Raw genomic sequence first — 13,441 nt, 5'->3', positions numbered from 1 at the left:
GCCTCGGGGGACGAGTTCCGCGCCCGCCGCATGACTTCAACACTAGGGACGCGGAGCCGGCCCGGCGTCATGCCCGCGTACCGAATGTCGGGCCTCCCGGAGGATGAGCCGACCGCCCCGGCCGTACTCCCCTGGGTGGAGACCGGGCCTCGATCGCGGCCCTCTCCCTTAGGGGCCGGGCCGGTCCACGGACGGGGGTTCCGGGGGCGCTCCGGCCCGGCGAGGGGGCTCTACGCCTCGGGGTCGTCCCGGAGGGGGCGCTCGGAGGCGTCCTCCCGGGGGACCGGCTGTTCGACCAGGGCGAGGACCCGGGTCGCCATGAAGCGGGCGGTACGGACAACTGATCCACTTCGGGTGACTTCGCTCACTTCCACCACACCCCGGCGGACCGCTGTCTCCACCCGGCGGCCTGCCCTGGAGGCCACCACTTCGTACGTCCTGGTCGTGTCACCCGCGTCCACGACTATTTCCACACGATCGCCCTTCATTGATCCAATCCCCCTTCTGCGACGGTCCTTTGAGATCTCGCAGCGGCCGGTGAGCCTGGATCCCCGGCTCTCTGACCACTGCTCAATTCTCCCACCGGGCACTGACAATCGATGGGACGGCGAGGGCGCGGCCTCTGAGCGCCCCGCGCCGGGGGTACGTAAGCTGTGCCTCGTCAGGCGGACCAGGCAGCGGGGATGGGCAGACGATGGCGATGATGCGGCTCCGGCGCGAGGACCCGCGTGTCGTCGGCTCGTTCAGGCTGCACCGACGGCTCGGCGCGGGCGGCATGGGCGTCGTCTACCTGGGTTCGGACCGCCGGGGGCAGCGGGTGGCCCTCAAGGTGATCAGGCCGGACCTGGCGGAGGATCAGGAGTTCCGCTCCCGCTTCGCGCGCGAGGTGTCCGCCGCACGGAGGATCCGCGGGGGCTGCACGGCCCGGCTGGTGGCCGCCGATCTGGAGGCCGACCGCCCCTGGTTCGCGACGCAGTACGTGCCCGGTCCCTCGCTGCACGACAAGGTCGCCGAAGAGGGTCCGCTCTCCGCGGCCGAGGTGGCCTCGATCGGCGCCGCGCTCTCGGAGGGGCTGGTCGCGGTGCACGAGGCCGGCGTCGTCCACCGGGACCTGAAGCCGTCGAACATCCTCCTCTCCCCCAAGGGCCCCCGCATCATCGACTTCGGCATCGCCTGGTCGACCGGCGCCAGCACGCTGACCCATGTCGGTACGGCGGTCGGTTCGCCGGGCTTCCTGGCACCCGAACAGGTGCGCGGCGCGGCCGTGACCCCCGCGACGGACGTGTTCTCCCTCGGGGCGACGCTCGCGTACGCGGCCATGGCCGACTCGCCCTTCGGGCACGGCAGTTCCGAAGTCATGCTGTACCGCGTGGTGCACGAGGAACCCCATCTGCTCGACGTCCACGACGCGCTCGCCCCGCTCGTACGCGCCTGTCTGGCGAAGGACCCGGAGGAACGGCCGAGCACTCTGCAGCTCTCCATGCGGCTCAAGGAGATCGCCGCGCGCGAGGCGCAGGGACTGCAGGAGCGCCGGCCGCCGGCGCCGCGGAGCGAGCAGGAGCTCGACCGCCCGACGGGCCGGCTGGAGGGCCAGTACACCGAGCAGGCGACCCGGCGGGCCGGCGGTGGCGGAGCGCCCGCGCCGCGCTCCCAGGGCCGGCGTCCCACGGCGTCGCGCTCGGGGGCTCCCCGTACCGACGGCGCGCCCTCGCGGGCCCCCCGGGGGGCCCCACGCTCCGGTCAGCACCCGCAGGGGCAGAAGGCCGCGAACGGCAGGCCCGGGACCCGGCCCGGGGTCCGGACGACCTCGGCCGGGAAGAGCGGGAAGCGGCGTCCGGCCAACCCCCGGCTGCTGCGTCAGCGCCTGGTCGTCTTCGTCGTGGTGACGCTGCTCGTGGCCCTGGGGATCGCGGCGGCGCAGGGCTGTCAGGGGCCCGCCCGGGGACTGGATGCACCGCGGTCGCACACGTACGACGGGGCCGCCGCGCCGTCCCCGCGGACGGACGGGCCCTGACGGCCCGGTCCGTCAGCGCGGGTCAGGACGGCGCGACCCTGGTCGCGTAGAAGGCGACCGCGGAGGCCGCCGCGACGTTGAGCGAGTCGACCCCGGCGTCCATCGGGATGCGGACGTGGGCGTCGGCCGCCGCGAGAGCGTCGGGGGTGAGGCCGTCGCCCTCCGTCCCGAAGACGAGCGCCAGCCTCTCGTGGCGCTGTGCGACGAGTTCGTCCAGGGTGATCGACCGGTCACTGAGGCACAGCGCGGCTGTGGTGAACCCGGCCTCGCGGAGCAGCCCGATGTCGTCGGGCCACGAGGTAAGACGGGTCCACGGGACGTGGAAGACGGATCCCATCGAGACCTTCACCGCCCGCCGGTAGAGCGGGTCGGCGCAGCGCGGGGTCAGCAGGACGGCGTCCACGCCGAGGGCCGCGGCGTTGCGGAACGCGGCCCCGAGGTTGGCGTGGTCGACGATGTCCTCGAACACGGCGACCCTGCGCACGTCTCCCCGCGCCGGGGCCAGCAGGGTCGCGGCGTCGGCCAGCGGCCTGCGGTGCATGGACGCGAGGGCACCGCGGTGCACGTGGTAGCCGGTGACGCGCTCCGCGAGTTCGGGCGTGACGGCGTAGACCGGTGCCGTCGCCCCGTCGATCACGTCGCGCATGACCTCGGTCCACTTGGCGGAGAGCATCATGGACCGCATCTCGTACCCGGCGTTCGCGGCGCGCCGGATCACCTTCTCGCCCTCGGCGATGAAGAGGCCTTCGGCCGGTTCCCGCCGGCGCCGGAGTTCGACGTCGGTCAGGCCGGTGTAGTCGCCGAGACGCGGGTCGTCCGGGTCGTCGACGGTGATGAGTTCTGCCACGGGGTGCGACTGCCTTGTCGGGTGGGGTGGGGGTGCGGCCGGCGGGTCGGAGGGGGCGGGGTCAGCCTTCGAGCTCCCCGGCCGGTTCCGTGCCGACGGCGACGACGTCACCGATGACGATGACGGCGGGGGGCCGTACCTCTTCCGCGACGGCCCTCTCCCCGACGGTCGCCAGGGTGGCGTCGACCCTGCGCTGCGCCGCGGTGGTGCCTTCCTGGACCAGCGCCACCGGGGTGTCGGGGGACTTGCCGTGGGCTATGAGGGCGCGCGCGATGGCGCCGATCTTGTCGACGGCCATCAGGAGGACCAGAGTGCCCCGCAGCTGCGCGAGCGCCTTCCAGTCGACGAGGGAGCGGGGGTCCTCGGGCGCCACGTGACCGCTGACCACGGTGAACTCGTGTGCCACGCCGCGGTGGGTCACGGGGATTCCGGCGGCACCCGGTACGGAGATCGAGCTGGAGATCCCGGGGACGACGGTGCAGGCGATGCCCTCGGCGGCCAGCGCCTGGGCCTCCTCCATGCCCCGGCCGAAGACGAAGGGGTCGCCGCCCTTCAGACGGACCACGGACTTCCCGGCCTTGGCGTGGTCTATGAGCGCCTGGTTGATCGCTTCCTGCGCCATGTAGCGGCCGTAGGGGATCTTCGCGGCGTCGATCACCTCCACGTGCGGCGGAAGCTCGTCGAGGAGGTCACGGGGGCCGAGCCGGTCGGCGATGACCACGTCGGCCTCGGCGAGGAGGCGGCGGCCGCGGACGGTGATCAGGTCGGGGTCGCCGGGTCCGCCGCCCACGAGCGCGACGCCGGGGGCGCGGGTGCGGTGGTGGGGCGCGGCGAGCGTTCCGTCGCGCAGGCCCTCCACGATCGCGTCGCGGACCGCAGCGGAGTGACGGGGGTCGCGGCCTTCCGAGGTGGTGCTGAGGACGGCGACCGTGATGCCCTCGCTGCGGCCGGTGGCGGGCGTCCAGGCGGTGGCCGCCTCCGCGTCGTCGCTCCTGACGCACCAGGTGCGGGTGCGTTCGGCCTCGGCGGACGCCGCGTCGTTGGCGACGGCGTCGGAGGACGCGACGAGGGCGTACCAGGTGTCGGTGAGGTCGCCGTCCTGATACCTGCGGCGCTCCCAGCGGATCTCGCCCGCGTCGGCCATCGCCTCGACGGAGGCGGTCGCGGACGGGGAGACCAGGGTGATGTCCGCCCCGGCCGCGATCAGCGCGGGCAGCCGGCGCTGCGCGACCTGGCCGCCGCCGACGACGACGACACGGCGCCCGTTCAGGCGCAGACCGACGGGGTAGGCAGGGTGATCGTCATGCTCGGCCATGGTCGTGCGGGCTCCTCGTGCAGGGTGCGGTGTGCTGCGGGCCGCTGCGGCGGTGGAGCGGCTGTGACGTGGGCTGAGTGGGGCGGTGGCGCGTGGGACCACGATACGGGGTGGTGACGGCGGGGCCCCGGGCGGAGGCGGTGGCCCGCATCGTCCCGCCGGCTCCGTGCGGGCAGGGGTGCCGGGGCCCGTCAGCACCGGTTCACGCTGTGCCGGGTCCGGTTGCGCCGGTTCGCGCACGGGGCCCGGGGCTGGTCCGCACCCGGATCACGCGGCGGCGCGGGATCCGGTGATGGCGGACGTCCCGCTCACCGGGCAGACCTGTCGGGCCACCGGTCGGCGCGCGTGTACGGGGACGTGTCCGGGCGGGCGGGCCCGCCCGGACACAGGGGTGCCTACTTCTCGGTGACACCCGCGGAGTCGAAGGTGGCCACCTCGTGCATCGCGCGCGCGGCACTCTGCACGATGGGGAGCGCGAGCAGGGCGCCGGTGCCCTCGCCGAGGCGCAGGTCCAGGTCGACCAGCGGGCGCAGGCCCAGCTTGTTGAGGGCCGCGACGTGACCCGGCTCCGCGCTGCGGTGGCCCGCGATGCAGGCCGCGAGCGCCTCGGGGGCGATCGCCCGGGCGACCAGCGCGGCCGCGCCGGCGCTCACGCCGTCGAGGATCACCGGTGTACGCAGGGAGGCGCCGCCCAGCAGGAAGCCCACCATCGCGGCGTGCTCCAGACCGCCGATCGCGGCGAGCACGCCGATGGGGTCGGTGGGGTCGGGCTGGTGCAGTTCCAGACCCCTGCGGACGACGTCCACCTTGCGGGCGTGCATCTCGTCGTTGATCCCGGTGCCCCGGCCGGTCACCTCGGCCGGATCCATGCCGGTGTAGACGCAGATCAGCGCCGCCGAGGCGGTGGTGTTGGCGATGCCCATCTCGCCGGTGAGGAGGCCCTTGTTGCCGGCCGCCACAAGGTCGCGGGCGGTCTCGATGCCCACCTCGATCGCCGCGAGCACCTCTTCGCGGGTCAGCGCGGGGCCGGTGGTGAAGTCGGCCGTACCGGGGCGGACCTTCCGGGGCAGCAGCCCGGGGGTCGCGGGGAGTTCGGTCGCGACGCCGACATCGACGACGCAGACCTCGGCGCCGACCTGCGCGGCGAAGGCGTTGCAGACCGCGCCGCCACCGAGGAAGTTGGCGACCATCTGGCCGGTGACCTCCTGCGGCCACGCCGTGACGCCCTGGGCGTGCACTCCGTGGTCACCGGCGAAGATCGCGACGGCGGCGGGCTCGGGTACCGGCGGCGGGCAGAGCCGGGAGAGGCCGGAGAGCTGGGCGGAGATGATCTCCAGCATGCCGAGCGCCCCGGCGGGCTTCGTCATCCTCTTCTGGCGTTCCCATGCCTCGCCGAGGGCCTTGGCGTCGAGCGGGCGGATGCCGGCGATGGTCTCCTGGAGCAGGTCGTGCGGCTCCTCGCCGGGCAGGGCCCGGCGGCCGTACGTCTCCTCGTGGACGACCCAGGACAACGGGCGGCGCTTGGACCAGCCCGCCTGCATCAGTTCGGGCTCCTCGGGGAACTCGTCGACGTAGCCGACACAGAGGTAGGCGACGACTTCGAGGTGTTCGGGCAGGCCGAGGGCGCGGACCATCTCGCGCTCGTCGAAGAAGCTGACCCAGCCGACGCCGAGGCCCTCGGCGCGGGCGGCGAGCCACAGGTTCTCGACGGCGAGCGCGGACGAGTACGGCGCCATCTGCGGCTGGGTGTGACGGCCGAGGGTGTGGCGGCCGCCGCGGGTGGGATCCGCGGTGACGACGATGTTCACGGGCGTGTCGAGGATCGCCTCGATCTTCAGTTCCTTGAACTGCTTGGCCCGCGCCTTGGGCAGCGACTTGGCGTACGCCTCCCGCTGGCGCTGCGCCAGTTCGTGCATGGAACGGCGTGTCTCCGCGGAGCGGATGACGACGAAGTCCCAGGGCTGCGAGTGGCCGACGCTCGGCGCGGTGTGCGCCGCCTCCAGGACACGCAGGAGGACCTCGTGCGGGATGGGGTCGCCTCGGAAGCCGTTGCGGATGTCGCGCCGCTCACGCATCACGCGCAGGACGGCTTCGCGTTCGGCGTCGTCGTAGCCGGGGGCGGGTGGGGTCGCGGGTGCCGCTTCGGCGGACTCGACCGCTTCGGCGGCCTCGGCGGACGCGGCCGTTTCCGCGGACTCGGCGGCGTCGACCGCTGCCGGCGCCTCGGGCACCTCGGCCGTCACGGGCTGCTCGGCGACCGCGGGCTCTTCGGCCGCCGGGTCCTCCTCGGCCGCAACGGGCTCCTCGGCGGGCACGGGCGGCACGGGCAGATCGGCGAGCAGGGGGACCTCGGAGACGTAGACCGGCACCGGGGCCTCGGCCGGGTCGGGGACCGGGCTGACGTCCGCCTGGGCCTCGGGGGTCTCGATGATCTCGGGCCCGGTGCCGGGCTCCGGCTCGGTGAAGTCCTGGAAACCGGCCCGGGGCTCGGCGACCGGGGCCGGCTCGGGCTCCACGACGGCCACGGGCTCGGATGCCGGGACGACGGGCGCCTCGGGTGCCACGACCGGTACGGGCTCGGCAGCGGCCGGCACCTCGGCGGGAACGGGCTCCGGCGCGGCGACGGCCGGGGGCTCGACGGGCGCGTCCGGCGCCTCGGCCACGGCGGCCGGAACGGGAACGGGGGGAGCGACGACGGGGGCGGGCTCGGCGGCCGCCTCGACCGGGGCGGCCACGGTCGGCTCGACCGGATCGGCCTCCGTGATCCCGGCCGGAGCCTCCGCGGAAGGCTCTTCCGCAGGGGTCTCGGGCACCACGGCGGGCTCGGGGGCGACCGTTTCTGCGGGAGCGGCCGCCGCCGGGGCGTCGGCGGGCGCGACCGGAGCCGCCTCGTCCTGGGCGGGGGTCTGTGCGGGCGGGGCGGAGACCGCCGGCTCGGCGGGCTGCGCGGTGACCGGGGTCTCGGCGACGGGAGCCGCTTCCACGGGGGGTGCGGACTGGACGGGGACGACCGGCTCCGCCGGGACGGGCTCGGGCGTCGCGACCGGCTCCGGCGCGGAGGGTCCGACGGGGGCCGCGACCGGCTCGGGCGTGGCCTCGGGCGTCGCGACCGGCTCCGGCGCGCCCCATGCGGGCGAGCCCTGCGGCGGGATCTCCCCCAGCTGCGGCCCGGGCAGCAGGGCCCCGTCGTCCGCGGGGGCGTCGAAGTACTCGGGACCCGTCGTGGGCGGACCGGCGTGCCGGACCGGGGCCGCGGCCTGCGGGGCGCCTGCAGGTCCTCGGTCCGCGAGCGAGCGGACCACTCCGGTGGCGCCTCCGTAGGAGGGGGCCTCGGTGGACGAGGGGCCTCGGTGCAGGGGCCGCCGGACCGGCGCGGCGGCGACCGGGACCTGGACAGGCTGGTGCGCCGGGATGCGCACGCCGTTGACCTCGGCGGCACCGGACGGATGCGTGCCGTTCGCCGGACCGCCCTGCGCCGGGACCTGCTGCGGCACGACGTTCTCGTACTGTCCGGTCGACGGGGCGTCGCTCCACGCGCCCTGCGCCGCGGGCATCAGGAGGAGGTCGTCGTCCTCGGGGGTGTGCTCGGAGGGTTCGAGGTAGGTGTAGGCGTCCAGGGCGGGTACGCCCGGCTGCTCCACCATGCCTGCGTTCTCCGGCAGTCCCTCGCCCGGGATCTGGCCGGTGTCAGTCATGCGTACCCCTCGCCCATCGTCAGTGCTCCTTCGCCCTCGCCCGGGATGCCCGAACCACGGCACGCCGGCGCTCGTCAACAAGAACGAGCGGGCTCGCCGCGCGGCACGAAACGCGCGCGGAGCCACCTATTCTCGCGGGCGATCACCGCCGCGACAGACAGTTCCGCCTCGGCTCGCTGTGGACTGCGCCACGTTGCGCGTCCCCCGGCTGCGCTGTACCACATCGCGGACCAATACGGTCCACTTTTCCGGACATTGACGAACGAATGATCGAACACCCGGGCGCGGTACAACAATCGGTCAGCCTACCTCGCGTACCGCCGCGAACGTTCAGGGGGCGAGGTCGGAACGCACCGCCGCGAGCAGGAAGACGACGGAGCGTTCGCGCTCCGTCCAGGCGGAGGTGTCCAGTTCGACCGACTGGAGGAGCGCGCACTCGACGGTGTAACCGTTCTCCGCGAGTGCCGCTCCCAGGGCCTCCGCCTCGTCCCGGTTCGAGGCGTGGGTGACGATACGTTCCGGCCGCCGGTCGGCGACCGCGATGGCCACCGGCACGCCCCCGCCGCCTATCCGCACGACATCGGGCTCGGGCAGGCTCTCCAGAACGTGCGGAGCCGAGCCGCGGACGACCTGGACGGCGACCTGGAAGCTGCGGGCCGCGGCCGCCGTCCGCGCGCAGGCGTCGGGGTCGCTGTCGACGGCGAGCACCGCGGCGCCGAAGCGGGCCGCCTCGACGGCCAGGGCCCCGCCGCCCGAGCCGATGTCCCAGACCAGGTCACCGGTGCGCGGGCCGAGGCGGGCGAGCTGGGCGGCGCGCAGGCCCGGGGACTCGCCCTCGCCGCCGTCACCCGAGCCGTCGTAGGAGGCGCCGGGCAGTGCCCAGCCCCTGACGTCCTCGCGCTGGGCGGGGCGGCGTCCCGCGATCCAGGCGCCGTTGGCGGTGGCCTCGGGGCCGCTGCCGACGACGATGACGACGTTCGGGTCGCGCCACGTGTGGTCGGCGGTCTTGTCCGAGGTGAGCACGGTGACGCGCTCGCGTGCGGTGCCGAGTTCCTCACAGATGACGAAGGTGCGGTGCACGCCGTCGAGGAGGAGCGCCAGCTCGGCCGGCCCCGCGCCGGGGGACGTGAGCACGGCGACCTTGTGGTGGGCGCGGATGACGTTGACCGCGCGGCGCAGGGTGCGCGGGTGCGCGACGACGACCTGCGCGTCGTCCCACGGCATCCCGGCCCGGGCGAAGGCGGTGGCGACGGAGGAGACCGCCGGGACGACCTCGACCTCCAGGCCGTGCTCCGGCTTGCGGAGCGTCCGCACCACGCCGAAGAAACCCGGGTCCCCGTCGGCGAGCACGACGGCGCTGCCCCGGTGGCCGGCGATCCTGCGGGCGGCCAGGTCGACACTGCCGAGGCGGATGCGTTCGGCGGGGCCCGGGACCTCGGGCAGCGCGAGGTGATGGGCGGCGCCGGCGACGAGCGTGGCGGCCGAGAGTGCGGCAGTGGCCGCTCTGGACAGGGGCGAGCCGTCCCAGCCGATCACCGTGACGCGGTCGGCCATCGTCGTCAGTCTCCTGGGGTGTCGCGTGCGGGACCTCTCCGCGGGATGTCGCGGAGCAAGGGGGAGCGTATCCGGTCCGTACCAGCGCTCCTCGGGGGGCTCCCCGGGCCCGGTACGCGGATCGGGGTCGGCCCCGGCACGCGGATCGGTTCCGGGCCCGGTACGCGAATCAGTTCCAGTCCTGGTACGCGCCGTATCCGCCAGCTTCCGCGAGCTGTTCGGCGACGCCGTCCAGGTCCTCCGGCAGGAGTCCCCACACGATGAGGTCGGTCCTGATGTCGGTCCAGCCGCCGTCCTCGGTCGCGGTCCTGGCTATGCGGGCGTTGCGCAGGACGCCCTCGCTGATGCACCCCAGCTTCTGGGCGACCTGCTGGGAGGCGGTGTTCCCGGCGGGGGTGCGCAGCTCGATGCGCTCGAAGCCCTGGTCCCGGAAGAGCCATTCGGCGAGGGCCAGTACGGATTCCGTGGCGTAGCCCTCGCCACGGGCCCAGGGGGCCGTGATGTAGCGGACCTCGGTGGCGAGGGTGCGGCGGTCCGTGTTGAGGAGACGGACCGATCCGACCAGGCGCTGCGTGAGGAACTCGGTGACGGCGAAGACGATGCCGTGGCCCTGGGACCGCTCGGCCGGAGCGATCCTGCGCACCCAGCGTTCGGCGTCGGTCTGCGTATAGGGGTGCGGTGCCTCGGTCCAGGCGACGACCAGTTCGTCGTTCATCATCTCGATGTACGCGGGTACGTCCGCCATGTCGAAGGGCCGCAGCACCAACCGGTCCGTGCTGATGGAGATGGACGGGAAGGTGAGAGTCATGCGCAGCTCCATGCCGAAGACCGTGTGAAGACACAGCATGCAGCATCGGGCGGGCGGTGCGCATGGGCGGGTCCGCACGGCGGAGCCCCGCACACCGTGTGGGGGTGTGCGGGGCTCGCGGTGCAAGTGACGCCGTGGGGTCAGGACTTGGCGGGGGCACCGAAGGCGGGGATGATCGACCCCTTGTAGGTGTCCTCGATGAACTTCTTGACCTCGTCGGAGTTCAGGAGCTTCGCGAGCTTCTCCACCCGCGGGTCCTTCTCGTTGCCCTTCTTGACGGCGAGGAGGTTGGCGTAGGGGTTGCCCTCGGCCTTCTCCAGCACCAGGGAGTCCTTGCCGGGCTGGAGGCCGGCCTCGATCGCGTAGTTGCCGTTGATGACGGCGGCGTCGACGTCGCCCAGGGCCCGGGGGACGGTCGCGGCCTCGATCTCCTTGAACTCCAGGCCCTTCTTGTCCGTGATGTCACTGAGCTTCGCGTTCGTGCCGACACCGTCCTTGACGGTGATCAGGCCGTTCTCGGCGAGGAGCTGGAGCGCACGGCCCTCGTTGGTGGTGTCGTTCGGGACGGCGATGGTCTGGCCGGCCTTGATGTCCTTGAGCGCCTTGACCTTCTTGGAGTAGAGGCCGAGGGGCTCCAGGTGCACGTCGACGACCGGGACGATGTGGGTGTTGTTCTTCTTGTTGAAGTCGTCCAGGTAGGGCTTGTGCTGGAAGAAGTTGGCGTCGACCTGGCCGTTCTCGGTTGCGGTGTTCGGCAGGACGTAGTCCGTGAACTCCTTGACCTCCAGCTTGAGGCCGGCCTTCTGCGCCAGGTTCTTCTTGACGAAGTTCAGGATGTCGGCGTGCGGCGTCGGGGACGCGGCGACGACCAGGGCCTTGGAGGTGTCCGCGTCCGCACCCGTGGCGCCCTTGGCGGACGGGTCGGAGTCCGTACCGCAGGCGCTGAGTCCGAGGGCCAGGGCGGCGGTGACGGCGGCGGCCGCGGAGAGCTTGATGTTCTTACGCACGAAGAGTGCCTCTTTCCGGTGGTGATGGTGGTGCGCCCGGACAAGGAGTTCGGGGCTCTTTGGGGGGGGGGAGGGAAGTCAGGAGGTGGTGCGTCCACGGCGTGCCAGCAGGCGTACGGCTCCGTCGCCGATCAGCTGGACCACGGTCACGATGACGATCAGCAGCGCGACGGTGATGAGCATGAACCGGTTGTCGAAGCGCTGGAATCCGTAGGTGACGGCCTTGGAACCCAGGCCCTCGCCGCCGACCGCACCGGCCATCGCGGAGTAGCCGACGAGGACGATCACGGTCGTGGTGACACCGGAGACGATCGACGGCAGCGCCTGCGGCAGCAGGACCTTGCGGACGATGGTCGGGATGGATCCACCCATGGACTGGACGGCTTCGACGAGTCCGTGGTCGACCTCGCGCACCGCGGTCTCGACGAGCCGCGCGAAGAAGGGGATGGCCCCGATGGCGAGTGGCACGATCATCGCGGACGGGCCGATGAAGGTGCCGACGACCCAGGTGGTGAACGGGATCAGGGCGATCAGCAGGATGATGAAGGGCAGCGAGCGGCCGATGTTCACGATCACGCCGGTGACCTTGTTCACCACGGTGTTCTGCAGCAGTCCGCCCTTGTCGGTGAGGACGAGCAGGATGCCGAGCGGCAGCCCGCCGAGGGCCGTGACGAGGGTCGACCAGAACACCATGTACAGCGTGTCGACGGTTCCCTGCGAGAGCAGTGGCTGCATTTCGGACCAGGTCACTTGGCAACCTCCTCGGTGAGCGCGGCGGGGGTGCGGCCGGGGGCGGTGTCGGCCTCCACGACCTCGGCCTGGAGGCCCTGCTCGCGCAGGAAGCCGATCGGCACGACGTTCTCCTCGAAACGGCCGGGCAGTTCGATGCGCATGCGGCCGATCTGCTTGCCCCCGACGGTGTCCATCGCCGCGCCCAGGATCGAGATGTCGATGTTGTACGTGCGGGAGAGCTGCGAGATCACCGGCCGGGCGGCCGACTCCCCGTGGAAGGTGACGTCGACGACCGTGTGCTCGGGGCCGGAGGCCGAGCCGCCCACGGGGAACAGCGCGTGGGCCAGCTCGGAGCCCGGGGTGGCCAGCAGGTCGCCGACCGTGCCCGACTCGACGACGCGCCCCTTCCTCATCAGGGCCGCGGAGTCGCAGACCGTCTTGACGACGTCCATCTCGTGCGTGATGAGCAGGACGGTGAGGCCGAGTTCCCGGTTGAGGTCGCGCAGGAGCTGCAGGATGGAGCGGGTGGTCTCGGGGTCGAGCGCCGACGTGGCCTCGTCGGAGAGCAGCACCTGCGGGTCACCGGCCAGCGCGCGGGCGATGCCGACGCGCTGCTTCTGCCCGCCGGAGAGCTGACCCGGGTAGGCCTTCGCCTTGTCGGCGAGGCCGACGAGGTCGAGGAGCTCCAGCGCCTTGCGGGTACGCGCCTGGCCGTTGACGCCCAGGATCTCCAGAGGGAGCTCGACGTTGTCCCGGACGGTGCGGGAGTCCAGCAGGTTGAAGTGCTGGAAGACCATGCCGATGCGGCTGCGGGCCCGGCGGAGTTCCCCGCCGGCCCGGCGGCCGCGGCCCGCGAGCGCGGTGAGGTCCTGGCCGTCGACGGTCACGGTGCCCGAGGTGGGGCGTTCGAGGAGGTTGACGCAGCGGATGAGGGAGGACTTGCCGGCGCCGCTCTGTCCGATGACGCCGTACACCTCGCCCTCGCGGACGTGCAGGTCGACGCCGTCAAGGGCGGTGACGTCACGGCCGCGTGACTGGTAGACCTTCGTGAGGCCCGAAGTGGTGATCACAGGATTTCCGTCGCTGTCGAGTGCACGGCGATGCGTCACGCCGGGCACGGGGCATTCGTCTGATGAGACTGTTCTCAGTGGTCGACCGGTGGGAGTCCCGGGCACGGTCCCGCCCGAGGCGGCGCGGAACATGCGTGAGCAGGCTCGATCCGCTGGACGCGGACGGCACGGGTCGGTCTCGCTTCGGGGCGCGAGGCTCAGGCGGGGGCCCTCAGAAGGCGCGCATTCGACACATACAACGAGCACCGGGCGTCGTGTCCGCCTCGGTCGCAGGGCTGCGGTAGCTCGTCGTGGTCATGTCCCAAGTAAAACAGACGTAATTTTCGGGCCGGCCCCCGTGTCCGCATCGCGGACAGCCGTGGACGCGTCACCCCGATGGCCGCCGCTCCCCCACGCACC

General features: G+C 72.9%; 10 protein-coding genes. 1 reads left to right on the top strand and 9 read right to left on the bottom strand.

All coding sequences use genetic code 11. The features are described from left to right. Positions 1-230 precede the first annotated feature (230 nt). Positions 231-488 (bottom strand): hypothetical protein, encoded by a 258-nt coding sequence (locus ACFYY2_RS12600; protein ID WP_388740941.1) that lies wholly within the window; start codon positions 486-488, stop codon positions 231-233. A gap of 206 nt (positions 489-694) precedes the next feature. Between ACFYY2_RS12600 and ACFYY2_RS12595 the strand changes: the two genes are divergently transcribed. Further along, positions 695-2,014 carry a protein kinase gene (locus ACFYY2_RS12595; RefSeq protein ID WP_388740939.1) on the top strand — a complete coding sequence of 440 codons (1,320 nt, stop codon included), beginning with the start codon at positions 695-697 and terminating at the stop codon, positions 2,012-2,014. A gap of 22 nt (positions 2,015-2,036) precedes the next feature. Here ACFYY2_RS12595 and ACFYY2_RS12590 read toward each other — a convergent pair whose 3' ends face one another. From ACFYY2_RS12590 to ACFYY2_RS12555, 8 genes are all read right to left on the bottom strand, one after another. Further along, a complete protein-coding gene (locus tag ACFYY2_RS12590) occupies positions 2,037-2,861 on the bottom strand; it encodes a TrmH family RNA methyltransferase (RefSeq protein ID WP_388740936.1) in 825 nt (274 codons plus the stop codon). Between the two features lie 61 nt (positions 2,862-2,922). Then, complete coding sequence (gene cobA / locus ACFYY2_RS12585; protein ID WP_388740934.1) at positions 2,923-4,176, bottom strand: uroporphyrinogen-III C-methyltransferase; 1,254 nt, start codon at positions 4,174-4,176, stop codon at positions 2,923-2,925. A 395-nt stretch (positions 4,177-4,571) separates the two neighbouring features. Next, the gene (cobT, locus tag ACFYY2_RS12580) at positions 4,572-7,871 is read right to left on the bottom strand and encodes a nicotinate-nucleotide--dimethylbenzimidazole phosphoribosyltransferase (RefSeq protein WP_388740931.1); all 3,300 of its coding nucleotides are present in this window, start codon (positions 7,869-7,871) and stop codon (positions 4,572-4,574) included. Between the two features lie 330 nt (positions 7,872-8,201). Next, positions 8,202-9,425: a precorrin-6y C5,15-methyltransferase (decarboxylating) subunit CbiE gene (gene cbiE / locus ACFYY2_RS12575; protein ID WP_388740929.1), complete on the bottom strand. Its 1,224-nt coding sequence runs from the start codon at positions 9,423-9,425 to the stop codon at positions 8,202-8,204. A 169-nt stretch (positions 9,426-9,594) separates the two neighbouring features. After that, the gene (locus ACFYY2_RS12570; RefSeq protein ID WP_388740927.1) at positions 9,595-10,272 is read right to left on the bottom strand and encodes a GNAT family N-acetyltransferase; all 678 of its coding nucleotides are present in this window, start codon (positions 10,270-10,272) and stop codon (positions 9,595-9,597) included. A gap of 101 nt (positions 10,273-10,373) precedes the next feature. Beyond that, complete coding sequence (locus tag ACFYY2_RS12565; RefSeq protein WP_388740925.1) at positions 10,374-11,240, bottom strand: MetQ/NlpA family ABC transporter substrate-binding protein; 867 nt, start codon at positions 11,238-11,240, stop codon at positions 10,374-10,376. Between the two features lie 78 nt (positions 11,241-11,318). Further along, positions 11,319-11,990 (bottom strand): methionine ABC transporter permease, encoded by a 672-nt coding sequence (locus tag ACFYY2_RS12560; RefSeq protein ID WP_388740924.1) that lies wholly within the window; start codon positions 11,988-11,990, stop codon positions 11,319-11,321. Beyond that, the gene (locus tag ACFYY2_RS12555; protein ID WP_388740922.1) at positions 11,987-13,042 is read right to left on the bottom strand and encodes a methionine ABC transporter ATP-binding protein; all 1,056 of its coding nucleotides are present in this window, start codon (positions 13,040-13,042) and stop codon (positions 11,987-11,989) included. The genes ACFYY2_RS12560 and ACFYY2_RS12555 overlap by 4 nt, the downstream gene beginning before the upstream one ends. Between the last annotated feature and the right edge of the window lie 399 nt (positions 13,043-13,441).

The organism is Streptomyces sp. NPDC001822, from assembly GCF_042892135.1.
Lineage (GTDB): Bacteria > Actinomycetota > Actinomycetes > Streptomycetales > Streptomycetaceae > Streptomyces.
The sequence above is the reverse complement of the archived record's forward strand: the minus strand, read 5'-3'. Positions and strand labels throughout refer to the sequence as shown.